The 25,616-nt window shown below is 38.5% G+C and carries 20 protein-coding genes; 12 read left to right on the plus strand and 8 right to left on the minus strand.

Annotated elements, in window-relative coordinates; all coding sequences use genetic code 11:
• Positions 1 to 316: 316 nt before the first annotated feature.
• Positions 317 to 1,801 carry an aldehyde dehydrogenase family protein gene (locus Q1B07_RS17440; protein ID WP_299092595.1) on the minus strand — a complete coding sequence of 495 codons (1,485 nt, stop codon included), beginning with the start codon at positions 1,799 to 1,801 and terminating at the stop codon, positions 317 to 319.
• A gap of 400 nt (positions 1,802 to 2,201) precedes the next feature.
• Here Q1B07_RS17440 and Q1B07_RS17445 point away from each other — a divergent pair, with 400 nt between their 5' ends.
• Together Q1B07_RS17445 and tcuA are read left to right on the plus strand one after the other, a co-directional pair.
• A complete protein-coding gene (locus Q1B07_RS17445) occupies positions 2,202 to 3,089 on the plus strand; it encodes an AraC family transcriptional regulator (protein WP_299092596.1) in 888 nt (295 codons plus the stop codon).
• A gap of 131 nt (positions 3,090 to 3,220) precedes the next feature.
• Complete coding sequence (gene tcuA, locus Q1B07_RS17450) at positions 3,221 to 4,732, plus strand: FAD-dependent tricarballylate dehydrogenase TcuA (RefSeq protein ID WP_299092597.1); 1,512 nt, start codon at positions 3,221 to 3,223, stop codon at positions 4,730 to 4,732.
• A 61-nt stretch (positions 4,733 to 4,793) separates the two neighbouring features.
• Here the strand turns inward: tcuA and Q1B07_RS17455 are convergent, their stop codons facing one another.
• On the minus strand, positions 4,794 to 5,657 hold the full coding sequence (locus Q1B07_RS17455) for a LysR family transcriptional regulator (protein WP_299092599.1): 864 nt from the start codon (positions 5,655 to 5,657) through the stop codon (positions 4,794 to 4,796).
• A gap of 155 nt (positions 5,658 to 5,812) precedes the next feature.
• On the opposite strand from Q1B07_RS17455, the gene Q1B07_RS17460 reads away from it, so the two are divergent.
• Positions 5,813 to 6,949 (plus strand): AbrB family transcriptional regulator, encoded by a 1,137-nt coding sequence (locus Q1B07_RS17460; RefSeq protein WP_299092601.1) that lies wholly within the window; start codon positions 5,813 to 5,815, stop codon positions 6,947 to 6,949.
• A gap of 92 nt (positions 6,950 to 7,041) precedes the next feature.
• Positions 7,042 to 7,650, plus strand: a complete 609-nt coding sequence (yyaC, locus tag Q1B07_RS17465; RefSeq protein ID WP_299092602.1) for a spore protease YyaC — start codon at positions 7,042 to 7,044, stop codon at positions 7,648 to 7,650.
• Positions 7,651 to 7,726: 76 nt separating this feature from the next.
• Here yyaC and Q1B07_RS17470 read toward each other — a convergent pair whose 3' ends face one another.
• Together Q1B07_RS17470 and Q1B07_RS17475 are read right to left on the minus strand one after the other, a co-directional pair.
• Positions 7,727 to 9,037 (minus strand): citrate:proton symporter, encoded by a 1,311-nt coding sequence (locus Q1B07_RS17470; protein ID WP_299092637.1) that lies wholly within the window; start codon positions 9,035 to 9,037, stop codon positions 7,727 to 7,729.
• A gap of 200 nt (positions 9,038 to 9,237) precedes the next feature.
• Positions 9,238 to 10,101, minus strand: a complete 864-nt coding sequence (locus Q1B07_RS17475; protein ID WP_299092603.1) for a LysR family transcriptional regulator — start codon at positions 10,099 to 10,101, stop codon at positions 9,238 to 9,240.
• Positions 10,102 to 10,248: 147 nt separating this feature from the next.
• Here Q1B07_RS17475 and Q1B07_RS17480 point away from each other — a divergent pair, with 147 nt between their 5' ends.
• Together Q1B07_RS17480 and Q1B07_RS17485 are read left to right on the plus strand one after the other, a co-directional pair.
• Entirely contained in the window at positions 10,249 to 11,376 is a 1,128-nt protein-coding gene (locus Q1B07_RS17480) for a PrpF domain-containing protein (protein ID WP_299092604.1), read from the plus strand.
• 73 nt (positions 11,377 to 11,449) lie between these two features.
• Positions 11,450 to 11,596 (plus strand): hypothetical protein, encoded by a 147-nt coding sequence (locus tag Q1B07_RS17485; RefSeq protein WP_299092605.1) that lies wholly within the window; start codon positions 11,450 to 11,452, stop codon positions 11,594 to 11,596.
• Between the two features lie 120 nt (positions 11,597 to 11,716).
• On the opposite strand, the gene Q1B07_RS17490 is transcribed toward Q1B07_RS17485, so the two are convergent.
• Positions 11,717 to 13,042, minus strand: coding sequence for an alpha-glucosidase/alpha-galactosidase (locus tag Q1B07_RS17490; protein WP_299092606.1), 1,326 nt, complete (start codon positions 13,040 to 13,042; stop codon positions 11,717 to 11,719).
• Positions 13,043 to 13,221: 179 nt separating this feature from the next.
• Here Q1B07_RS17490 and Q1B07_RS17495 point away from each other — a divergent pair, with 179 nt between their 5' ends.
• Positions 13,222 to 14,127 carry an AraC family transcriptional regulator gene (locus Q1B07_RS17495; protein WP_299092607.1) on the plus strand — a complete coding sequence of 302 codons (906 nt, stop codon included), beginning with the start codon at positions 13,222 to 13,224 and terminating at the stop codon, positions 14,125 to 14,127.
• Between the two features lie 16 nt (positions 14,128 to 14,143).
• Here the strand turns inward: Q1B07_RS17495 and Q1B07_RS17500 are convergent, their stop codons facing one another.
• Both Q1B07_RS17500 and Q1B07_RS17505 read right to left on the minus strand, forming a co-directional pair.
• A complete protein-coding gene (locus Q1B07_RS17500) occupies positions 14,144 to 15,067 on the minus strand; it encodes a response regulator (protein WP_299092608.1) in 924 nt (307 codons plus the stop codon).
• Positions 15,064 to 16,338, minus strand: a complete 1,275-nt coding sequence (locus tag Q1B07_RS17505; RefSeq protein WP_299092609.1) for a sensor histidine kinase — start codon at positions 16,336 to 16,338, stop codon at positions 15,064 to 15,066. Before Q1B07_RS17505 ends, Q1B07_RS17500 begins: the two co-directional genes overlap by 4 nt.
• 211 nt (positions 16,339 to 16,549) lie before the next feature.
• On the opposite strand from Q1B07_RS17505, the gene Q1B07_RS17510 reads away from it, so the two are divergent.
• The 4 genes from Q1B07_RS17510 to Q1B07_RS17525 all read left to right on the plus strand — a co-directional run bounded on the left by Q1B07_RS17510 (position 16,550) and on the right by Q1B07_RS17525 (position 23,242).
• A complete protein-coding gene (locus Q1B07_RS17510; RefSeq protein WP_299092610.1) occupies positions 16,550 to 17,821 on the plus strand; it encodes a cation:dicarboxylase symporter family transporter in 1,272 nt (423 codons plus the stop codon).
• Between the two features lie 60 nt (positions 17,822 to 17,881).
• A complete protein-coding gene (gene aspA, locus Q1B07_RS17515; protein ID WP_299092638.1) occupies positions 17,882 to 19,315 on the plus strand; it encodes an aspartate ammonia-lyase in 1,434 nt (477 codons plus the stop codon).
• 85 nt (positions 19,316 to 19,400) lie between these two features.
• On the plus strand, positions 19,401 to 21,119 hold the full coding sequence (locus Q1B07_RS17520; RefSeq protein WP_299092612.1) for an NAD-dependent malic enzyme: 1,719 nt from the start codon (positions 19,401 to 19,403) through the stop codon (positions 21,117 to 21,119).
• Positions 21,120 to 22,051: 932 nt separating this feature from the next.
• The gene (locus tag Q1B07_RS17525; protein WP_299092639.1) at positions 22,052 to 23,242 is read left to right on the plus strand and encodes an MFS transporter; all 1,191 of its coding nucleotides are present in this window, start codon (positions 22,052 to 22,054) and stop codon (positions 23,240 to 23,242) included.
• Here the strand turns inward: Q1B07_RS17525 and Q1B07_RS17530 are convergent.
• Entirely contained in the window at positions 23,187 to 23,480 is a 294-nt protein-coding gene (locus tag Q1B07_RS17530) for a hypothetical protein (RefSeq protein ID WP_299833174.1), read from the minus strand. The two genes, Q1B07_RS17525 and Q1B07_RS17530, sit on opposite strands and share 56 nt — an antisense overlap.
• A 606-nt stretch (positions 23,481 to 24,086) precedes the next feature.
• Between Q1B07_RS17530 and glpK the strand changes: the two genes are divergently transcribed.
• On the plus strand, positions 24,087 to 25,592 hold the full coding sequence (gene glpK / locus Q1B07_RS17535; protein ID WP_299092614.1) for a glycerol kinase GlpK: 1,506 nt from the start codon (positions 24,087 to 24,089) through the stop codon (positions 25,590 to 25,592).
• Positions 25,593 to 25,616 lie beyond the last annotated feature (24 nt).

Below are 25,616 nucleotides of genomic sequence, written 5' to 3' on the forward strand. Positions count from 1 at the left end.
ATATATGGACATTATAATCGTCTAATTCTGGACAGGCAATACCGTCAACTTTTGGTCATTTTGGGATGGCAATAACAATTTATCTTCCTACTTTTATATTGAAAGGAATAGTAAATAACTATTTTTTTGAAAGGCCGCATTTTTTAGTAGAAAAAATGCGGCCTTATACTATTAAAAGTAAAGAACTTTATTATTATTGAACATTATAATCGATGAAAAACAAACAAAAGCCAAACCCTTAAGAATCAAATGGGTTTGGCTTTTTTGGAAGCTTCTTAAAATTACAATCTATTTTGGATATAGGGATATTAAAATTTTAATTCATTGAGATCCAGACACTCTTCACTTCTGTGTAGTTATTAAGTGCATAGGAGCCCATTTCACGACCGATACCCGATTGTTTATATCCGCCGAACGGAGATGCAGCATCAAAAGCATTGTAGCAGTTAACCCAAACAGTTCCTGCACGAAGCTTGTTGGCGATATAGTGTGCTTTGGCCACATCCTGTGTCCACACACCAGCTGCAAGTCCATATTCACTATTGTTAGCACGATCAATTAATTCATCTAAATCCTCATATGGCATAGCTGATATTACCGGTCCAAAGATTTCTTCCTTTGCAATGGTCATTTCATCTCTCACATCTGCGAAGATCGTAGGGGAGACGAAGTAACCTTGTTCTTGCGGCTTATTTCCCCCTGCTACAAGTTGGGCACCTTCATTTAATCCTTTCTCAATATAGCCAAGTACACGATTTTGCTGTTCAGCAGAAACAAGTGGACCAATTTCTGTATCAGCATGGATTCCGGCACCTTGTTTAATTTTATTTGCATGGGAAGCCATATCAGCTACTACATTATCAAATTGCTTCTTCTGAATAAATACACGGGAACCTGCACAACAAACCTGACCTTGATTGAACATAACACCGTTAAGTGCACCTGGGATCGCTTTAGTTAAATCGGCATCAGGCAGAATGATGTTCGGTGACTTGCCGCCAAGTTCAAGTGTAACCCGCTTCAGTGTTTTGGAAGCATTAGACATGATTTGCTTCCCTACTTCAGTGGAACCAGTGAAAGCAATCTTATCAACTAATGGGTGGTCAACTAGCGGCTGACCTGCTGTTTCTCCAAACCCAGGCACAATATTTACCACACCAGGCGGGAAACCTGCTTCTTCTAGTAATTCAGCTAAATATAAAGCTGATAAAGGTGTTTGTTCAGCTGGTTTTAGTACAACTGTACAGCCAGTTGCCAGAGCAGCTCCAAGCTTCCACATTGCCATAAGTAAAGGGAAGTTCCAAGGGATAATTTGTCCAACTACTCCTACAGCCTCATGGCGTGTATAGTTAAAGAATGGTCCATTAACAGGTATAGTTTGTCCAACAATCTTGGTAGACCAGCCTGCATAATAACGCATATGTTCAATTGCCAAAGGAATGTCTGCATTGGTCGTTTCACGAATTGGCTTACCATTATCTAACGTTTCTAACTGAGCAAGTTCCTGACTGTTTTCTTCCATTAGATCAGCAAGCTTATACATAAGACGGCTTCGATCAGAAGCACTCATTTTGGACCATGGTCCTTCATCAAAGGCTTTACGGGCAGCTTTTACAGCCAGATCAATATCTTCTACACCTGATTCATACACACTGGCTAATACTTCTCCAGTAGCCGGATTGTAAGTATCAAAAGTTTTTTGCGATTTGCTTTCTACAAATTCACCATTAATATAAAGCTTTTTCTTTCCGCTCAAAAACCTATCTACCTTTTCATTTAGACCTGCTGTTATTTGACTCATAAAACCCTCCTCAAAAATAGTAATCTATGTATTTCGTGATGTTTGAAAACGATTAATGCGCTTACATAAATATATTAACATTATAAAAAATGGAAAATCAAATAGAAACCTAAATAATCTTCTGACAAAATAAGACATAAATCTTCATTATCTTTATCTAACCGTTTTAAAGCAGATAGAAAGTAATTATAAAATGATTAGGAGAAACATTGTTTATCAGTGCATTCTTTAGAGACATTTCTAGCAAATTATTAAAAGTTTCTAAATGACATCAACTGTAAACAAAATTGAGCCATCTCTCTTTTGCTGTTACTTATTTTCGCTAAAAGGTAAAAAAGCAATATATGTCAAAAAAGGCAATGTAAACTTTTGATATCTTACTTATAAGGAGGTACAAGAAATGAGCTACAGTCCCATTATTCAAAAGACGATTGAGTATATAGAGGAGAATTTACATGAAGAGCTATCTTTAGAAAGCATTGCTCAGTTTGCTGGCTTTTCAAAGTATCATTATCATCGGATTTTTCAAAAAGAGGTTGGCGTCACAGCTTCTGAATATATCCGATACAGAAGAATTGCGAATTCAGCTAACATGCTCCTTTATACAGATGAAAAGATAATTGATATTGCCATCTATTATCGCTTTGAAACACAAGAATCATTTACTCGCTCATTTAAAAAATATTATCAATTACCGCCAGGAAAATACCGCAAAATCATGGGGAGATTAACATTCCAAAGGGAGGAAATCATAATGAAAAATGAACAGTTATTAAAAGGGTGGAAACTAAGTGGAAGTCATCCATTTAACTATCAGATGGGTATTGATCGCGAAATTTTCCATAAAGGAAAAGCATCTGGATTCTTAAATTCTGTTACTGTCCAATCTCATGGCGAATTTGCAACAATGATGCAGGAGTTTAAAGCAGATAAGTACCTGGGCAAAAGATTAAAGCTTTCTGGATTTTTGAAATCGGAAAATGTGAATGGTTTTTGTGGATTTTGGATGCGGGTAGATGACGCCCTTCATGATGTGCTGCAATTTGATAATATGGGTGACCGCCCGATTGTAGGAAGTACAGAGTGGAATCATTATCACATTGTTTTAGATGTACCTGAAAATAGTGCGGTCATTGCGTTTGGCGTTTTGCTATCAGGTAATGGGCAAGTATGGATTGATGAACTAAAATTTGAGGAAGTAGATAAGCAAACACCAACAACGAATATTGATATCTCGGGAGATTTATTAGATGAGCCTACAAATTTATCTTTTGAAGAGTGGGAGTAGTACTTCCATATTGAGTACACTTTAGCCATAAAGTATGGTTATGAAATATAATAAAAGATCAATATTTTATTAATTCCTCTTGTTCCCTTACTATGAATGTAATGAAACAAAAATTTCATAGGAGGGGTAACATGTTTGGACAAAATTATGATGTTGTAGTGGTTGGGGCAGGAAATGCTGCTTTATGTGCGGCGATTGCGGCAAGGGAAAAGGGTGCTAAGGTTCTTGTTTTAGAGCGGGGGCCTATTGAAAAACGTGGGGGAAATTCATTTTTTACAGACGGAGCGATTCGGGTCGCCTACAATAATTTGGATGAAATTCGAAAGATCATCCCTGACATCACAGAAGGAGAAGCAGAGAGAATTGTGATGCCTGAATATACACAAGCTGATTTTTATGATGACCTCATGCGGGTAACGGAAGGAAAAAGTGATTCTAAATTAGCGAATCAGCTGATTACAAAATCGTATGAAACGATTATATGGATGCGTGATCAAGGTATTGAATTTGAATTGAATGTTGAAAATCAATCCTTTGAGCAAGCCGGTAAACGTCATTTTTGGGGCGGACTCCCAATTAAAACAAAAGACAAGGGTGTTGGTTTGATAAAAAGTCTTTTTAAAAGAGCGGAAGATATCGGTGTCGACATCTGGTATGATTCACGTGCCATTGAGTTAGTTATGGATCAGGATTATATTAACGGCATTAAAGTGGAAAAGGATCAAAAATTAATAACGATCCATACAACAAGTGTCATTTTAGCATGCGGAAGCTTTGAAGCGAACAAGAAAATGCGAAGTGAGCATCTTGGAGAAGAATGGGAAGCGGCGATTGTAAGGGGGACAGAATTCAATACTGGAGACGGAATTACAATGGCTTTAGCAGTCGGCACACAAAAATATGGTGAGTTTGGATGGACTGGTTGTCATTCCATCGGTACAGATTATAACGCTCCTAAGTTTGGTGACTTTAACAAGCCTGGTGATATCTTTAAAAAATCCTCATTTCCACTTGGTCTTTTGATTAACAAGGATGGAAACCGGTTTGTTGATGAAGGGGCTGACTTTCGGAATTACACTTATGCCAAATATGGCCGTGAAATTTTAAAACAGCCGGGTCAGATTGCTTTTCAGCTCTTTGACGCTCAAGTACGCCCTATGCTGCGAAAAGAATACAATCTTGAGGAAGCTACTTATTATAAAGCGAATAGCCTTGAAGAGCTAGCCGAATTGATGGCAGTAGATAAAGCTCAATTTTTAAAAACGATATCAGAATATAATGCTGCTGTTCAAGAAGGTGAGTATAACCCAACAGTGAAGGACGGAAAGGGTACAGTTGGTATTACTCCTCCTAAGACAAACTGGGCATTGCGAATCGACCAAGCTCCTTATTATGCCTACCCGGTAACCTGTGGTATTACCTTTGCTTTTGGCGGATTACAGGTTAATCCAGAAGGAGCCGTTTTAAACAAAGAAGCAAATCCGATTGCCGGGCTTTATGCTGCAGGTGAAATGGTTGGAGGGATCTTCTACAAAAATTACCCAGGCGGTTCTGGGTTAATGTCAGGAGCGGTTTTTGGAAAATTAGCAGGAACAGCTGCGGCACAATACACACTAGAGAAAATGGGGCCTTCAAAACTCTAAAACGAAAGAGGCAGTTTCAAAGCAATGGGTCAGACCCTATTGAAACTGCCTCTTAACCTTGCTATCCGTTAAATTCATGTTCAACAAAATCAACAAATGCCTTGACGATGTTTAATTTCAATGAATCCTTATGGTAATACATCCATGTTTTACGGGCGATCGGTTTTCCGTCAACCGTTTTAATATCGGTGCGGTAAACATCCTGGCGATCATTTAAAATCATGCTTGGGAGGATGCCATAGCCTAGTCCGTTGATCACCATCTTTTTGCAGGTGTCTGCTTTATCGACTTCGATGCTGATAAGGGGTGGCTGGGTAAAATGCTCAGACCACCAATGATCAATCAAATTCTTTAACAATGGGTCAGTATGGTAAACGATTCGTGGCAGATTTGGAAGGTTTTGTATATCGATCTTATGCTTCGAAGCAATGCAAATGGTCTCTTCAAATAATAAATGCCGTTGATCCTTCCAACTAAAGTCCCCTTTAATAATGCCAATATGAACATCTTGATTGTGAATTAAATGAGCAATATCACTGCTAAACCCTGTTGTAACTTTAAATTCAATATCAGGGTACTTTTCTTTAAAAAGCTTTAAAAGGTTGGGAAGCATGTAATCAGTAAAAAAGTTAGATACGCCCAATCGTAATGTGCCAGTTATATTATTTTCCATATTTAGGACGTTTTCCTTTATTTTTTGGATGTTTAATAGCATTTCATGTGCACTTTTTGCTAAATACTCCCCTTGGGGTGTAAATTGTACTCCACGTCTTCCCCTATTTACGATTTTTACACCAAATTCCTTTTCTAATTGTTGTAAACGATTTGTCAATGCCGGCTGAGAAATATACAAATGCTGAGCAGCCTTTGTAATGTTTTTTTCGTTATAGAGGGTTTGCAAAACCAGCCAGTCTCGTTCATCCAACAGAAAAACCTCCCCTTTAGCTATCAAGATTGTTTATGGATAACGATAATTATTTAATATTTTATTTATCTCTGAAATTATACTATATTTGAGATAACGAATAAAGATTCTTATTGAATGAGCTGTTGATAAGTAAATAGAAAGAAGGATCTAAGATGAAAAAAATAATGGAGTTTTTTCCATATGTATGGTTTGTAATACTGAGTGGAGCAGGGGGATTTTTGCTCTCTTTAACAGGCCTCCCGATTGGATGGATGATTGGAACACTCCTTACAGCAGCTTTTCTATCAATTCTGCATCCAAAGGTTTTGCATGTACCTGCAAATGAGAAAGGTATTCAAAAACAATGGTTATATATTGGGCAGTGTATGTTAGGAATCGAGTTAGGTCAGAAAGTAAATCGTTCGGTTGTAAGCATTTTTTATGAGAATTGGTCAATTATTACGATTATGCTTATACTATCTGTCGTTTTTTCTTTACTCTCGGGACTTATTTTATGGAAGTGGAGCAAGTTAGATATGTTAACTAGCTTTTTTGCTACTGCACCTGGAGGTCTTTCTTCCATACCTGGGATTGCGGAAGAGGTTGGAGCTAACACAGGCATTGTGAGTATCATTCAGGCTATGCGTGTATTCCTGATAATCATAACGGTCCCTGTTATGATGTCCTTTTTGTATGACCATTCTGAGATTCATGTATTTACCGATACGGCTGCTGCTGAACTAACAAAATTTGAATTAAACCAGCTTGCTATTACAAGCTTGTTTGTGTTTGCAGCTTGGATTGGTCATTATATAGGAAAGCTTCTAAAATTTCCGGCACCTTGGCTAATTGGAAGTATGATTGGTGTTGCTGCGGTCAATTTCATTAGCACTTTATTGACAAATAGTAATTTAGTAGCCTGGTGGCCACAAAGCCTCATTATCTTATCACAAATATTTATCGGAGCTAGCATCGGGTCTCGTTTTCATAAAAAAATGTTTATCGGAATAAATAGAACATTGATTATTTCAACATTAAGTACAATAAGTTTAATTATGTCTATGTTTCTATGTGCCTATTTTGTTTCGTTGGTAACCAATCTATCATTCCTTACTGCAGGATTGGCATTTGCACCTGGTGGCATTGCGGAGATGACGACTACTGCTTTTGTTTTGAAGGGTGACTTCACATTTGTCGTAACCGTACAAGTGCTTAGAATAGTCGCTGTTTGTTTAATTCTCCCTCCTTTCTTCAGATTTTTAAACTACATGGAGTTGAAAAAGAAGGCTCATTCGTATCAATCAGCATAGTTTTGTGGTTTTCAATTCTTCATAAAAAAATTATAATGATTTAAATATTGATTTTTATAGATGGCGGGAAAATAAAACTAAGGGTGATCACCGTGTGCGCTTTTTACCATGATAAAGAAAAAAAGACGCAAAAAACATATTCCTATCAGATAAAATCCAATGATAGGACAGAGGAAAAAGATATCGCAAGATTAGCACTTAAAATCAAAGAAATTATCGAAGATTCCTCATGTGATGAAAAAGATGTGGTTTTTTTATGTATAGGATCTGATCGTTATGTGGGCGACTCTTTAGGTCCCTTAGTAGGGACAATGCTTAAAGAAAACCAAGTTCCTTTTCGTGTTTACGGAACGCTAGAAGAACCCGTACATGCATTTAATTTAAAAGGGATCGTAAAAGAGATTAAGAAGCAATTTAAAAAGTCGCTTATTTTTAGCATTGATGCCGCGATTGGCAAGGAAAATCATGTAGGTTATGTCCTATTTAAAGAAGGGCCATTACTTCCAGGAAAAGCAGTCGAAAAGATGCTTCCTGAGGTAGGGGATTATCATTTCGTAGGGATTGTTAATTATATAGATCCTTTACCAACTTCTCAATTTTTAAATGATACCCGTTTGTTTACCGTCATGAATCTCGCAAAAACAATTGTGAAGGTCATTGTAGAGGTTAGTGACCATTTATCAAAGGATAAAGAGAGCTAAACTATTTATATAGGGCTGTCTTAAAACCAGAGAATCAGCGATGGTTTCTAGACAGCCCTTGAAATTTTATTTGGTATTAGCTAATAGCACTTGTTACAAAAGCTACAGCAATGATGACCAATGAACAGAGAAGAGTCCATTTAAACGCATATCGTTGGAATTCGCCGATATCTGTTTTAACCATTCCTACTAGTAAAAGAGTGGAAGCAACAAGCGGACTTAAAAAATGCACAGGCTGCCCTAATACAGATGCTCTGGCAATTTCTAAGGGGCTTACCCCATAAGCTGCTCCTGCTTCAGCTAGAATAGGCAGCACACCAAAGTAATAAGCGTCATTGGATAAAACAAACGTAAATGGCATGCTTGTTAAGGCAACAACTAAAGGGAAGAAGGAACCTACCGACTCTGGGATGATCGACACCAAGGCATTTGAAATAGCGTCGACCATTTTTGTTCCAGAAAAAATCCCTGAGAAAATACCAGCAGCAAACACTAGGATAACAACAGTTAGTGCATTCGGTGCGTGTGCTAAAATCCGTTCTTTTTGTTGTTCTAAATTTGGATAGTTAATCATGGCGGCGATTACAAATCCAATTAGAAAGAGGACCGGAGCAGATATTAATCCCATCACTAATACAACCATAACAGCTACAGTTAACAAGAGATTTACCCATCTTAGTTTTGGGCGTTTTGTATCTTCTTGAAGTGAATAGGCTGCAGCAGCTTCGCTTAGCTCTAGCGATTGTGGTGAAATATCTTCAACATTGATCACACCAATCCGTGCTCTTTCTTTTTTACCAAGAACAAAGGCGATAAACAGAATACAGCCCATCCCTGATAGCATTGTAGGTAATAGCGGGGGGAAAAACTCATTCGCATCAAGACCTAAAGAAGCAATCGCTCTTGTTGCCGGTCCTCCCCACGGTGTCATCCCGCTCATAATGCTGACAGACAGCAAAGAAATCGTTGCGAGAATAAGCGGATTCATACCAATTCGAAGATAAAGAGCAAGCATAGCAGAAATCGTGATCATATGTGTTGTCGTACCATCACCATCTAATGCAACAGTCATGGCGATGAGCGCTGTTCCAATTGCAATTTTAAGAGGATCACCTTTTACAAACTTCATCATTTGATTAATTAATGGATCGAATAAGCCTGCATCAATTAAAATGCCAAAAAACATAATTGCAAACAATAGTAAGGCGGCTGAAGGAGCAACTTCCTTTAGTCCATCTAGCATCATTTTCCCTAGCTCTAAGCCAAACCCGCCAATAATGGCAAAGACGATTGGCACAATAACAAGTGCTGTAACAGGTGATAATTTTTTAGCCATAATCAAATACGTAAAAACGACAACCATTGAAATTCCTAAAAAAGTAAGAATATAAATCCCCTCCTAACAAAGAAATCGCTTTCATAAATAGTTGTTTTACAAATCCCATCAACATGTATTTAACAATATTTCGTGTTTTTAGAATATTACAAACAAAAAGATAAGTAAAATATATATTTTTTAACGGATTTCTAAAAAAAAAATTATAATCACTATGTTAAGAAGAGGAATATTTGTCATTCCTCTATTCTTTAAATATTGGGATGTTCATTTAAAAAATCGATGAAGTTTTTAACCGTTGATAGTTTTAATGAATCTTGATTATACATTAACCATGTAGATCTAAATACTGGTTCCCCATTGTTATAAAATAATTCTTTGATTTGCAGGTTATCTGAAGGTTGTAAACAAATTTGAGGCACAATGGCGATCCCTAAATCATTTTTCACCATTTCTTTACAGGTTTCTAATCGATCTGTTTCCATCATGATGAAGGGGGGCTCAGAAAATCTGTCATGCCACCATCCGTTAATAAGCGCTTTTAACGTGTTATCTGTTTTGTAATTAATAAATGGGAGGGCAGGTAAATTTCCTATATCAATTTCTTTTTTTGAAATTAAACATAGTTTCTCCTTGTGCAATAACGTTCTTTTTCTATACCATTCGTAATTTCCGCGCAGGATGCCTAATTGTACCGTATCGGTGGTAAGAAGATTTAAAATATCCGTACTCCAGCCTGTATTTATATTAAACTGTACATTTGGAAACTTCGTTGAAAAACTTTTCAAGATCTTTGGCAGCTTATATTGTGCAAAGTTACTTGAAACGCCTAACCTTAATGTTCCTCTAACCTCATTTTGCATATTAACCATAAAATCTTTTGTTTTTTGCAATTTTTTGATCATTTCTTCTGAATACTCAACTAAATGTAAGCCTTCTGAAGTAAATTCAATGCCCCCTTTAATTTTAAAAAACAGTTTTGTGCCAAACTCCTTTTCTAAATTTTTTAGACGGTATGTTAATGCCGGCTGAGAAATATATAATCGTTCTGACGCACGGCTAATATTTTTCTCTTGATATAAAATTCGGATTGCATTCCAGTCTTTCTCATCCATCAGGCTCAGCTCCTGTCTACTAATTATAAATATTTTTTTGTGTTTTTCTAATAAAATATCTATTTTACTTATGATCATTCCTATCATACTATATTTTTAAAAGCACCGGTACTTTTAAAAAGTGAATCAGAAAAGGTGGTTAAGAAGATGAGAGTGCCTGTTGTTGTTATGCGTGGTGGAACGAGCAAGGCTGTGTTTCTTAATTTTGATGATATGCCATCAGACCGTCTACTTTGGGAAGAATTTTTGTTGGATATTATGGGAAGTCCTGATCAAAGACAAATTGACGGGCTTGGTGGAGCAAATTCATTAACAAGTAAAGCAGCCATTATCAAAAAATCTGATCTGGAAGAGATCGATGTAGAATATACATTTGCCCAAGTAAGCATCGAAAATCAATTAGTAGATTTTAAAGGAAACTGTGGAAATATTTCCTCTGCTGTTGGCCCTTATGCTATTGAACAGGGCATGGTTCCCGCGATTGAGCCTATTACAAGAGTGAGAATATTTAATACCAATACACAAAAGGTGATTATTGCTGAGGTAGAGGTAGAAAATGGCCAAGTGAAAACGGAGGGTATGTGTTCAATTCCTGGTGTTCCTGGTACTGGTTCCCCTATTTATCTTTCATTCACAAGAGCAGAAGGGGCAGTAACGGGAAAACTATTTCCTACTGGTAATCCTATTGATGTCATTCAATCTCCTAAAGGACCTATCAATATTTCGATTATTGACGTGGCTAACCCGCTCGTTTTTGTTCATGCTCATAATGTTGGTTTAACAGGTACTGAGCAGCCCCATGAACTGACAACAGAGAAGTTAAATGAACTGGAGGAAATCAGGTCTATAGCAGCCGAGATGTGTCAATTTTCTACCAAGGATGAGGCAACACAAAAATCACCCGCTGTCCCGAAGATGACCATTATCGCTCCTCCTCAAGATTTTATCGATGTGACAGGTGTTGAAAGAAAGGCTGCAGATATGGACAGTACGATCAGAATGATATCTATGCAAAAACCTCATCAAGCATTAGCGATAACCGGCGCCATTTGTACAACAGCAGGAGCATTTTTAAAAGAGACAATCGTATCTGACATAATCAGTGTAAAGAAAGAAGTGGTCCGTTTAGCACATCCTGCTGGGATCATGGAAACTAAGGTTGATTTAATCGCAGGAAATATTAGCGCAATCAAGGTCGTGCGTACAGCACGGATGATTTTAGAAGGCTATGTCTATACGAAGAAAAATTACGATTTTACTTCAAAGTTAGCTTGAGTCATATTTTTCTAGAAAGAAAGATAAACATTTAGAATAAAACTAAGGTGAGGATAAGTTGGGAGGAGCTATCATGTGGGTCATTACAACCTTTTTCAATAAAAAGATGACAATGTACGAATTTGATACGGAAAAAGAAGCCAAGGAGGCTTTTTGTAAGATAAAAGGTGATAAATTTCTTTCGGAGATTGTTTATTTTAATGATTATGGGGCTGTCTAAAAAGTCCATTTTAATGTAATATAACCCAAGATTTAAAACCCAAGAATGTTGATATAACAGCATTCTTGGGTTTTCTTTTTTCAAGATTGGGTTGAAAATTTACTTTTCGGACAGTCCCTATTACGAAAAAGAAACGGTTTTACGTTCTTCGAATTTTGGAATCCAGTCACCGTGTGCTTCAATTAATTCATCGCACAATGCAACGATGTCGTCGAGCGATAATTCAGCCGCTGTATGAGGGTCAAGCATCGCTGCTTGATAGATGTGTTCCCTCTTTTTTGTTACCGCTGCTTCAATAGTTAGAAGCTGTGTATTAATATTTGTTCTGTTAAGTGCTGCTAATTGCTCTGGTAGATCTCCTACATAGCATGGTGTGATGCCGCTGCGATCAGCAACACAGGACACTTCCACAACTGCTTTTTCCGGTAAGTTGCTAATTAATCGTCCTGTATTAAGAATATTTCCGCCGAATTTAAATGGAACATTTGTCTCAATCGCTTCAATGATTCGGGATCCATATTCATGTGAACGTTGATGAGTAAGCTGTGCATTGTTAACAATCTCGTCACGCATTTTTTCCCAGCGTTCAATTTGGTCAACGCAACGGCGCGGGTACTCATCAAGAGGGATATTGTATTTCTCTATGAGCTCCGGATAATGACGTTTAATGAAGTATGGATGATATTCCGCATTATGCTCAGATGACTCGGTTACATAATAACCGAACTTATCCATTAGTTCAAAGCGGACCATATCATCATGCTTAGTTAGTTGTTTTTCTCTTGCACGACGTTTAATTTCCGGATATAAATCTTTACCGTCACGCTTGATTTCAAGGAGCCAGGCCATATGATTAATACCAGCGATTTTTTCTTCGATACCTTCATGATCCATACCTAAAGACTTGAGCAGGTGCTCGCTGCAAACCTGTACACTGTGGCATAATCCAACTGTTTTGACATTTGTATAGCGCAGCATTGCTCCTGTTAATGTGGCCATTGGATTTGTATAGTTTAATAACAGAGCATCTGGACAAACCTCTTCGATATCTTTGGCAAAATCCCACATAACCGGAATGGTGCGAAGTGAACGGAAAATGCCGCCGATTCCAATTGTGTCGGCAATTGTTTGGCGGAGCCCGTATTTTTTAGGGATTTCAAAGTCGATTACTGTACTTGGTTTATAGCCTCCGACTTGAATGGCATTAATCACATATTTTGCTTCTCTTAAGGCTTCCTTACGATCTGTATAGGCTTTAACAACTACATTTGCCTTTAAGCTTTGCTTTAAGTTATTTAGCATGCTTTCGGAATCCTTTAAGCGTTGCTCATCAATATCAAATAAAGCGAATTCGAACCCGGCTAAAGCTGGGACAAACATACAATCACCTAGAACATTTTTGGCAAAAACTGTGCTTCCAGCTCCGATAAACGTAATTTTTGACATAAAAGTACCTCCCAATAAAGTGAAACAGAGACTGTCTATTTTAAACAAAGGATAAAAAATTGCTTTGGAAAATAGAGTGGCATCTCTTATTCAACTTTGTATTTTTTATTGTTATAATTATGGTAAAACGTTTACAATCTAACTTCAATGGTAAGTTAGTGTGATTTGGGGGTAGAATATTGTCTTTTTCTAATCGTAAAACAAAAGGGAATGATTATGGAACATACGGTTTTCGCTTTCATGAAGCACTTCCTAATGATGTGGCAAATATTTCGGTAATCGGCCGGGAAAAGAGAATGTTTGGTGAGGTTTATGATTGGCACGGATTAAAGCGCAAAGATATTGGTACATATGTGTTTCAATATACGCTGTCAGGAGTGGGCAGGCTCGATAAAAATGGGAAAAGCTATTCGTTAGAAGCTGGGGAAGCATTCATCGTCGAGATTCCTAGTGATCATCGCTATTATTTGCCAACGGATAGTGAAGAGTGGGAATTTGTCTTTATCACACTTGTGGGAAACGAAGCTGCCGCTTGTTGGCGGTTTATAAACGAACAGAGCGGCCCGGTTTTGAAAATTCCTCCAGATTCCAAGCTGATTCAGCTGTTGCTGAGAAACTATCATGACACATATGAGCAAAAGATTACAGACGCATACGTTGCTTCAGCAAAAGCATATGAGTTTATTATGGAGTGTTACCGTTTTACAAGGAATATTGAAAAAACAGCACAAGAGTTTTCGCTTCAAATTACGAAAGCTTTATCCTTTATCCAAACACATTATCATGAACCGATTACGCTTGATGAAATCGCTGCTATATCCGGCTATTCAAGGTATTACTTTATCAAACAGTTTCAACAGCAGCTGAATATGACACCTGTTCAATACCTGACAAAAGTCAGAATTCAAAAGGCTGCGGAGCTGCTTCGCTCAACAAGCCTCACGGTTACAGACATTGCTGCCCAAGTTGGCTATGCAAATGCCAACTATTTCAACAAAGTGTTCCGCAAAGTAGTCGGTGTCTCTGCCGGCACATTTCGAGACAGCAAGGACTTTGTCGAGATCGATCATTTGATTATTGATTAAGTTTGTGAAGATGGCATCATGAATCGGTCAGCTTTGTTGCTTCCATGAACAATGCTTGGATAAACTTTTTCATATTAATGCGGCTCTGGCTGTTTGCTGTTTTACTTTTGTCTTCTAGTTCGAGCATTTTTTTTCGCACTTCTGAGAAATCAAAAAAGGTAGAAGCATAGGCTTCAAATTTAGGATTCGTATAGTCTGTTAATCCCAATGAAGCAATATGGATAAGCGCCTGGTAAAGAGCACGGCGGACACGCTGCTCAGAGGCTTTCATTTCTTTCAGGATTTCAGCTTCTTTCGCTTGAGCTCCCAGCTTTTTCGCAGCAATACTAGCAAAAATGTCCTTTAAAGATGGAAAGGCATAGGCAGAACCGAGTCTTTCTTTTTCCTTTTGGAGAAATGTAATGATTTTAAGCAAATCCTCGCTGCCGCCTTCACCAATCATCCCTAGATCGGTAATTAAGGAACGTCCCGCTTCCATGATACTTTTTGAATGAGGGAAGGGGATGAACGCGGACTGAGGGTGGCCTGTAAATAAGCTTAACGACTCTTGTATACCTCGTATCGATTGTTCTAACAGCACCCGCTCGTTTACTTTTTTTAATATGCTTGTAATTTCACGATGGTTTAGAGGTTTTGTAATGTAATATTCCGCCCCCAAACTATAAGCTTCGCCAATCAATTCCTTTGCTTCGATTTGCGAAATCATCACAAATTTCCCTTGAAACCCATCAGCAAGAGCTTGGATTGTTTCAATTCCATCTCGTATTGGCATAAGCAAATCAATTAAAACTACATTCACTTTTTTTAATGTTAGCAAGCCATTGTCTACTAATGATCCGTCCTCAGCTTCACCTACCACAGTCCCTAAATCTTCGTCTTCAATGATTTCTGTCAGCATCGCTCGAATGGCGGGGTCGTCATCGATAATAAAGTAATTCATCTTATACATCCTTTCTCTATCAACGCACATATTGGAAGCTCAATGATAAAGGTGGTTTCTTTTTCGCTTAGCATAAGCCTAATTTGGCCACCCCATTTTTCGACTGTTTGTTTCACATAGGATAAACCAATCCCTGTTGAAGAGTTTCCAATTGAATCAAACTTTGTTGTAAATCCTTCTGTAAAAATGACTTCCTTAAGCTTAGGTGCAATGCCAGGTCCATTGTCACTGACAGAAAATTCCACATATTGATCCTTTCTTTTCACAACCAATGATACGTAACCCTCTTCTTTAATGGCTTCCACAGAATTGGCCAATAAATTATTGATTAATGATAAAACCATAAATACATGATAAGGAGAGTGATCGCCATCTATATGCAAGGAAAAAGAAACATCTTTGCCAAGGGACTCTGCATAGCGTCTATTGGACACAATCATGATGTTACTTAGTTGTTCGATTTCCATATAATCCTGGAGGCTTTCAGATGACATCAGTTCTGATAATCCTGCATAAATCCGCTGATTATCTTTTTTAATCTCATGCACAAGACCGGCAATCTGCAGCGCTGTTTGCGCCTCTTTTCCGTTTGCTTCCTGTGATTTTAACCGCCGATAAAAATCATAACACATGCCAGTGATTTCTTCCGCGTTTTGCATCGTTTTTTTCAATTGGACCGATTCTTCATACAAGTTTGAAATAAAAAGCAGCATTTTTTCCGTTTGACGGCGCTGCTCTTCCTCTGCTAATTTTGCTTCCCTCAGCTTGAAAATATTAAAAAAACCAAGAACAAAAAAGCTTCGGATAAAGGCAATGATCACAAGCTGCCGGGTCTCAAGCAAAGATATGTCCTCATTATAGACCAGGGAGGAACGTAGCAACATCTCCGATAAGCTTGCCATTATCTCAATAGCTACCCCTAAGATTCCAATCATAAATGGTTGATCATGCCGTTCGTTCATCTTCCACCAATGAAAAAGGACCGCGTAAATGACGTAATAGGAAAAGGCGGGGAGATGAAGATACAACGCTTCTTCAAGTGATATGTCTCTTAAACCAACGGCTAGAAAAAATCGAAGAGCAAACACGCTCGTTCCTGTTAAAATGCCTGCAAGAATCGCGTGCACTCTCTTTCCCCATAATAAAAACAAGAAAAAGACTGGTGTCCCCAAACTAACTCTGAATGTATCATCAAATGGATAAAACTTAAATTCACCGGCTAAAGGCACCGTGATCATCATTAATAATAAAAACCATGTACGTTCTTTCAAGACGGTCCCTCCCGAATGACTAAATAAAAACATTACACATTGTACTGAAATAGCTAAAAAGTGAAAAGGGTTTTCATAGAGATATTTTATTTTCCTATTTGTTCTTGTAGGTTTTCGTAGGTTTCAGTAGGTTTCCGTAGGGCGGAATATAAACTAATAATAATCACGAGTTTGAAAGCGTTAACAAATAAAGATACGAGGAGGAATTTTATTGAAAAAGTTTGGGTTAGCCACACAAATATTTGTTGCACTTATATTAGGTATTGCAGTCGGGGCTGTCTTTCATGGTAATGAAACAGCTATGGCCATTATGGTACCGATTGGCGACATTTTTATTCATTTAATTAAGATGATTGTAGTACCAATCGTCATTGCTGCATTAGTCGTTTCAATAGCAGGAGTTGGCGATATTAAAAAGCTAGGAAAACTGGGAGGGAAGACGCTTCTCTATTTTGAGATTGTCACCACGATCGCCATTGCGATTGGCTTGCTGGCAGCAAACTTGTTTCACCCTGGGACTGGATTGGATACAAGTAATCTTGAAAAAAGTGATATCTCCCAATATGAAGAAACCACAAAAGAGGCTGAAAGCAAGGGATTTGCAGAAACGATTGTCCATATTGTTCCGAAAAACGTTTTTGAATCTATGGCCCAAGGTGACCTATTGCCAATTATCTTTTTCTCAGTCCTTTTTGGCTTGGGAATTGCGGCAATAGGAGACAAAGGAAAGCCTGTTCTAAGCTTTTTTGAAGGTGTATTAGAAGCGATGTTTTGGGTGACGAACCAAGTGATGAAATTTGCGCCGTTTGGTGTGTTTGCGCTAATTGGGGTTACCGTAGCTAAATTTGGTCTCGCCACATTAATTCCTTTAGGGAAACTAGTGTTAGCTGTTTATGTGACGATGTTCTTTTTTGTGTTCGTTGTTCTTGGCATTATCGCAAAAATGTCTGGAACAAGCATTTTCGTGCTTATCAAAGTGTTAAAAGACGAACTGATTTTAGCATTTTCAACGGCAAGTTCAGAATCTGTTTTACCAAGAATTATGGAAAAGATGGAGAAATTCGGGTGTCCTAAATCGATTACTTCTTTTGTTATTCCAACAGGGTATACGTTTAATTTAGATGGTTCATCGATCTATCAGGCACTTGCTGCCCTTTTCGTGGCACAAATATATGGTATCGATTTGTCTATAGCACAGCAAGTAACTTTATTACTTGTCTTAATGTTAACGTCCAAAGGAATGGCAGGCGTTCCAGGTGCGTCATTTGTTGTTATCTTAACCACTCTTGGTTCAATGGGACTGCCATTAGAAGGGTTGGCGTTTATTGCCGGTATCGACCGTATTTTAGATATGGTGAGAACAGCGGTTAATGTAATGGGGAACTCATTAGCGGCGATTGTTATGTCCAAGTGGGAAGGTGAATTTGACCAAGAACAAGCGAATAAATACGTTCTTTCAATAAAACAGTCAAATGCAGCCTAAACCTAAGAAAACGTGGCTGATCGCGAGTCAAAGAATCTTGATGGAGGGAACACCATGTCAATAATCAATAGTAAGCAACATGTTCGGATTGAAAAGGACTTCTTAGGATCAAAAGAAGTACCTGCGGATGCATATTATGGGATCCAAACATTGCGTGCAGTCGAGAACTTTCCGATAACAGGTTATCGTATTCATGAAGAATTAATAAAAGCGTTGGCCATCGTAAAAAAAGCAGCTGCTTTAGCCAATATGGATACGAAACGATTGTACGAGGGACTTGGTCTCGTGATTGTTCAAGCGGCTGATGAAGTGATCAAAGGAAAATGGCATGATCAATTTATCGTTGATCCCATCCAGGGCGGTGCAGGTACATCGATGAATATGAATGCGAATGAAGTCATTGCTAACCGTGCACTTGAATTGCTTGGAAAAGAGAAGGGGGACTATGTTCTTCAATTAAGTCCTAACACTCATGTAAACATGTCACAATCAACAAACGATGTATTTCCGACGGCAATTCATATCGCTACCCTTAACTTACTTGAAAAATTGTTAAAGACGATGGAGGATATGCTTGTTGTCTTTAAGAAAAAGGCGAAACAATTTGATCATGTCATTAAAATGGGCCGGACGCATCTACAAGATGCGGTGCCGATTCGTCTTGGTCAGGAGTTTGAAGCATATAGCCGGGTGTTAGAACGTGATATTAAACGAATCAAACAATCACGTCAGCATTTATATGAAGTAAATATGGGAGCAACAGCGGTGGGTACAGGATTAAATGCTGATCCACGCTATATTGAACGTGTTGTTAAGCATTTGGCTGATATTAGCGGGCTTCCGCTTGTTGGAGCAGAGCATCTTGTTGATGCAACACAAAACACAGATGCCTATACAGAAGTCTCTGCCGCGTTGAAGGTATGTATGATGAATATGTCTAAAATTGCAAATGACTTACGATTAATGGCATCCGGTCCACGTGCTGGTTTAAGTGAAATCACATTACCAGCACGCCAGCCTGGCTCATCGATTATGCCAGGAAAAGTAAATCCGGTGATGGCTGAAATGATTAACCAGGTAGCCTTTCAAGTCATCGGCAATGACCATACCATCTGCCTGGCATCTGAGGCTGGCCAGCTTGAGCTAAATGTTATGGAGCCTGTGCTTGTTTTTAACCTGCTTCAATCGATCAGCATTATGAACAATGCGTTCCGCTCCTTTACAGACTATTGTCTAATAAATATTGAAGCAAACGAAGAGCTTCTAAAACAATATGTGGATAAGAGCGTCGGGATTATTACAGCTGTTAATCCGCATATTGGCTATGAAGTGGCAGCCCGTATTGCAAGGGAAGCGATTGTAGAAGGGAAATCTGTACGCGAGCTATGCCTGCTGTACGATGTATTAACGGAAGAAGAACTTGATCTAATTTTAAATCCTTATGAGATGACAAAACCGGGAATTTCCGGAGCTGCATTGTTTGATCGAGAGTAAATTTTCATGGGGGAGGCATTTTGCTATCCCCTTAATTTGATAACAACAATAAAAACAGAAGTATGATGTAAAAGGAAGGTATTTTATGTGTAAATTTATCTCTACTCCTAACGGGGAATTCGAAACAGTTATGCGGGGTGCAGAGATATTGTCAACACCTGTGTTGAACAAAGGAGTTGCATTCACGCTGGAGGAGCGAAAACAATTAGGATTAATTGGTCTCTTGCCGCCAGCTGTATTAACTTTGGAGGAACAGGCTAAACGTGCATATGAGCAATACCGTTCACAGCCAACCGACTTGAGTAAGAATATTTATTTGACTGCTTTGCATGACCGTAATGCTGTTTTGTTTTATCGACTTTTCACCGATCATTTAAGTGAAATGATGCCTGTCGTCTATACGCCGACAGTTGGAGAGGCCATTCAGCGTTACAGCCATGAATATCGCCGTCCTCACGGGGTTTATTTATCTATTCATGACCCATATAGTATTGAAGAAGCACTTGTAAACTTTGGGGCTTATGCAAGTGATATTAAGTTAGTCGTTATCACTGATGGAGAGGGCATATTAGGAATTGGTGACTGGGGTGTGGGAGGCATCAACATTGCGATCGGCAAGCTTGCGGTCTATACGGCTGCAGCAGGCATTGATCCTAGCTGTGTCATGCCGGTTATCTTGGATGTTGGAACAAATAATGAAGCTCTGCTTAATAATCCATTCTATATTGGGAATCGACATCCGCGCATTGAAGGGGAGCAGTATGATGATTTTATTGATAAAGTGGTTTCAACAGCAGTCAAGTTATTTCCAAACGCCTTATTGCACTGGGAAGACTTCAGCACTAGTAACGCAAGAAGCATTTTAGCCAAATATCGTGATAAAGTCTGTACTTTTAATGATGATATCCAAGGAACAGGGGCTGTTACACTGGCTGCCGTATTAGCGGCTGTACGTGCCTCACATATTCCTTTACATGAACACCGAATTGTTGTTTTTGGAGCTGGCACTGCTGGAATTGGAATCGCTGACCAAATCCGTGACGCGATGGTGCGTGAAGGCTTATCTCCTGAAGAGGCAAACAGCAGGTTTTGGTGTATCGATCGATTTGGCTTGCTTACGGACGATATGATCACATTGCATCATTCTCAAAAGCCATATGCACGACCAATCCAAGAGGTGAAGAATTGGAAGCGTGACAGCACGAATGGTGAAATTGGACTTATGGAGGTCGTGAGACAAGTTCGTCCAACCATCTTGATTGGTACTTCAACAGTCGCTGGAGCATTTACCGAAGAGATTGTTAAAGAGATGGCATCTCACGTCAGAAGACCTGTCATTTTGCCGATGTCAAATCCAACCTCATTGTCTGAGGCAAAACCGATTGATTTAATTCGTTGGACAGAGGGGCGAGCACTTGTAGCAACGGGAAGTCCATTTGCACCTGTTACGTACAACAACACGATCTATACAATTGGACAATCCAACAACGCGTTTATATTCCCAGGCCTTGGTCTTGGAACGATGGTAACCCAAGCACAACTGATCACAGACAGCATGTTCATCGCAGCTGCTGAGGCCATCGCAAACAGTATGGATGTAAGCCAACCAGGTGCATCTCTATTACCAAAGGTTGAAGAGCTTCGAACGATCTCGGAAAAAGTGGCAATAGAAGTCGCAAAAGCCGCTATACGTGAAGGTGTCGCTCGTGTAAAACCAGTAAATATTGAACAAGCTGTCCGCGATGCAATGTGGGAACCAAGCTATCGTCCGGTGAAGGCAATGAGGGAAGGCTGCTTTATTTAAGTTGTATTAATGTTCATGGTCTTGATTATGTGAAGATGGAGTTATGGGTCAGGTATCGGGATGGCTAGAATTGGGTGTAGTGCTCAAATAACTTGTGAGAGCGGTGAAAACTTGTGTGAGTCGCTGAAAAATTGGCGTAGTCGTTGAAAACGTGTGAGAGTCGCTGAAAAATTGGCTGTAGTCGCTGAAAAAATGATGAGAACCGCTGATAAACAGGGTAAGGCGCTGAAAAACTGCTGATAAATATGGAAGTTGCTTATAAATAACTAGTCAAATTGCAATCATTTACTTATTAACATCAAATGGATCGGGGAACGTACTTATGAGTTCGTTTTCCGATTCTTTTTTTGTTAAAACTCAAAAAAATTTTTTAAACAAACGTTTGAATAAAATAGAGTAAGAAATGAAACTCTCATTATGTTAAAAGTCTATCATCGATGAAAAGGGCTTTTTATTTAGTAACTCACTTTTTATAGGTAGGGTCAAGCTATAATTCAGCGATAGATCATTAGCTTTATGAAAAACATTGTGTTGTCATGATCGCAATATGGAAACAGAGAGAAGTAACAAATATAATGTCGGCAAAACCTTAAAATCAACGAATAAAGAAAGGTTTAAAAAATTTTTGTCGTCAAGAACAAATGTTCTTGCATATGGATGTTTTTTACAGTATACTGTTGCTGGTGTTTATGTAGATAAGGGAAAAATTTTAAACAATTTATTCATATACATGATCCCAATCAGATCATTTGCACTAATTTCTATTGACTCTTACGTAACGTCATGCTTTAACGTATCATTTGGAGTTAATACTAAATGACGGAAATTAAATTTGAAGGGTAGGTTTAATGGACATGCAAAGAAATGAAGGTGCTGCTTTACCTAAACAGCCTGTTGGAAACATATTTGCTAATCGAATTGTACTGGCAATTATGACCTCAAACTTCTTGCTGCAGTTAGGGATTTGGATTAGGAATTTTGCCATTCTTTTATATGTAACAGATATTACGAACAATGATCCGTTATATGTGTCATTGATTTCTGTTGCAGAGTTTGCGCCGATCTTTATTTTCTCCTTTATTGGAGGTACGTTCGCCGATCGCTGGAAGCCAAAGCTGACCATGGTGTGGTGTGATTTACTTTCTGCGGTATCGATTTTAATTGTGTTATTGACGCTTATTTACGGCTCATGGCAGGCGATCTTTTTTGCTACATTAGTGTCAGCTATCTTATCTCAGTTTTCAATGCCTTCAGCTATGAGACTATTCAAGCAGCATGTGCCCGGCGAGCAGTTGCAAACTGTAATGGCGATGTTCCAGTCATTGATGGCGATTTTTATGGTAGTCGGTCCGATGATTGGAACATTTGTTTATCAGAAGTATGGAATCATGACCTCTATCGGTGTGATGGGGGCGATGTTTTTCCTTTCGGCAATTGTGCTTATGTTTCTTCCTAAAGATATCGAGAAGGAAAAAGCTGACGAAGACAGTAATTTCAAGAAGGAGCTTGCTGATGGGTTTCGTTATGTTCTTTCAAAAAAGGTTCTTAAATCAATGGGGTCGATTTTTGCTGTATGTGGATTGGCAGTAGGTCTTATTCAGCCTTTAATGATCTTTGTCACAATTGAAAACCTTGGAATGACGAAGGACTTTCTTCAATGGCTTCTTATGGCAAATGGTGCTGGGATGTTAATTGGAGGAGGAGTGGTGATGGCTATTTCTAAAAAGATTTCCCCGCAGAAGCTTCTCGCCATTGGTATTCTAGCAAGCATGATTAGCACTATTGGAATTGGCTGGTCGACTAGTATTGTCATCACGATCATATTACAAGTATTTAACGGTTTATTTTTCCCATGCATTCATATTGGGATCAATACCTTAATCTTGAAAAATACAGAAGAATCCTTTGTTGGGCGTGTAAACGGAGTTCTGAATCCGTTATTTATGGGAATGATGGTGATTGGGATGTCTGCTTCGGGGGTATTAAAAGTCCCAATGTCTTTATTAGGTGTTTATATCCTGTCAGGGATCTTATTTTTCATTGGGGTTTTATTAATCGTTCCACTCTTTAAGCTAAAGGATGAAGATACGATCGTTCAGAATTTGGTGCATGCAAGAGAGTAAGATATAGAGACATAAAATTACTTAACAACTGAAAAGAACCGTTCTCGTCATAATTTATGTGAGAATGGTTCTTTTTTCGATGTTTTGTTTCCATGTGATGTAATGCCTCTTTTTTTGTTTTCGTTTGTCTGTTATACGGCTTGAATTCCCCCCAGCTGCCACGTTTTATTGTTACATCCAGTTTTCCTTCGCGAATCTGCTTTTCCCGGTTTTTTCTTGCTTTTGATTTAGCCATCATTTTCACTCTCCTAATAACATTTTGGTAATCCCTCATCATAAATAGTATAACACGTATGAAAAAGGATTTTGTATAATTATGGTATTCCCAATAGTGATGAGGGTGATAACTTGATTATATGGATAAACGGAACCTTTGGGTCAGGTAAGACGACAACAGCTTATGAGTTACAAAAAAGATTGCCCGATTCGCGGTAACAGTGAAAGAAATACAGCGATTCAAATAATCTTGCGTCAAGAATTTTTAAGAGAAGCGTTTACAAACATAATCTTGTACATTATAATGACACTAACAAGTTAAGAATCGTGCTGAAGAGTTATGAAGAGACAGCTTATTGTGTTAAAAAGGACTTTTTTCTTTTTAATCGCGATAGGCTGTCTTTTTTTCAGCTAATAAAGATAAGAAAACTTGTTTATTAACATGATGAAGAGATCCTAATGTCAGCATGTTGTTCCGAGCTGATTAAAACGAGAATGGAATATGAATAAGTAAAATCCATGTTAGCTTGAAAAAGAGCTTAATGATTTCATTCAAAATATAATGAAGGAAAAAGGATAAGAAAAGGGAAGTAATATAAAAAAGAATGAGAGGCAGGAGGAAGAACAGATGGAAAAAAAATATATCTTGTCATTAGATCAAGGCACAACGAGTTCAAGAGCGATTCTTTTTAATAAAAATGGAGAAATTGTTGATATAGCACAAAGGGAATTTAAACAATATTTCCCTAAGCCAGGCTGGGTTGAACATAATCCGCAAGAAATTTGGAGTTCTATTTTAGCGGTAATTGCAGAAGTACTTACAAATTCAAATGTTTCAGCAAAGGAGATTGCCAGTATCGGGATTACTAATCAACGTGAAACAGCTGTTGTATGGGACAAGGAAACAGGGCGTCCTGTTTACAATGCGATTGTTTGGCAATCAAGACAAACGGCTGATATTTGCGAGGAGTTAAAAGAAAAGGGATATAATGATTTATTTCGTAAAAAAACAGGTTTGTTAATCGATGCCTATTTTTCAGGCACTAAGGTGAAATGGATCCTTGATCATGTTGAAGGTGCCAGAGAAAAAGCAGAACAAGGTAAACTAATATTTGGAACGATTGATACATGGTTAATATGGAAGCTTTCCGGCGGCAAAGAGCATGTCACAGATTATACAAACGCTTCAAGAACACTTATGTACAATATTTATGATTTAGCGTGGGATGATGAGTTGCTTGAGATTTTAGATATCCCAAAGTCCATGTTGCCTGAAGTTCGCTCATCTTCAGAAGTTTATGCCAAAACAGTTGATTATCATTTTTTTGGTGAAGTTGTTCCGATTGCGGGTGTGGCAGGTGATCAGCATGCAGCCTTATTTGGACAAGCATGCTTTGAAAAAGGGATGGCTAAAAATACGTATGGTACAGGCTGTTTTATGTTAATGAATACAGGAGAAAAAGCGGTTCCTTCAGAAAACGGACTGTTAACGACGATTGCATGGGGAATTAATGGAAAGGTAGAGTATGCCCTAGAAGGCAGTATCTTTGTCGCAGGATCAGCGATTCAATGGCTTCGTGACGGCCTGCGAATGATTGACAATGCACCTGCAAGCGAAGGGTATGCTTCAAGGGTCGATTCAGCAGATGGTGTGTATGTCGTTCCGGCTTTTGTTGGCTTAGGCACACCATATTGGGATAGCGATGCACGTGGTGCCATTTTTGGGCTAACCCGAGGAACCACTAAGGAACACTTTATCCGTGCTACTCTTGAATCGCTTGCTTATCAAACAAAGGATGTGCTTAAGGCGATGGAGGCGGATTCCGGTATTGAATTAAAGAAATTACGTGTAGACGGCGGGGCTGTTAAAAATAATTTCTTAATGAATTTCCAAAGCGACCTTTTAAATGTCGCAGTTGAACGTCCAGTGGTTAATGAAACAACAGCATTAGGAGCAGCCTATTTGGCTGGGCTTGCTGTGGGTTTCTGGAAGGACAGAGATGAAATCGCAAAACAGTGGCAAATGGAAAAATCGTTTGAACCAACGATGAGTGATGAGCATAGAAACTCATTGTATGACGGCTGGAAACAGGCTGTTGAAGCTACGATGGGGTTTAAGCCAAACAGAAAATAATGTGATGTCTGTCACGTTCAAAAC

The sequence above is a fragment of the uncultured Metabacillus sp. genome (assembly GCF_947503125.1).
Lineage (GTDB): Bacteria > Bacillota > Bacilli > Bacillales > Bacillaceae > Metabacillus.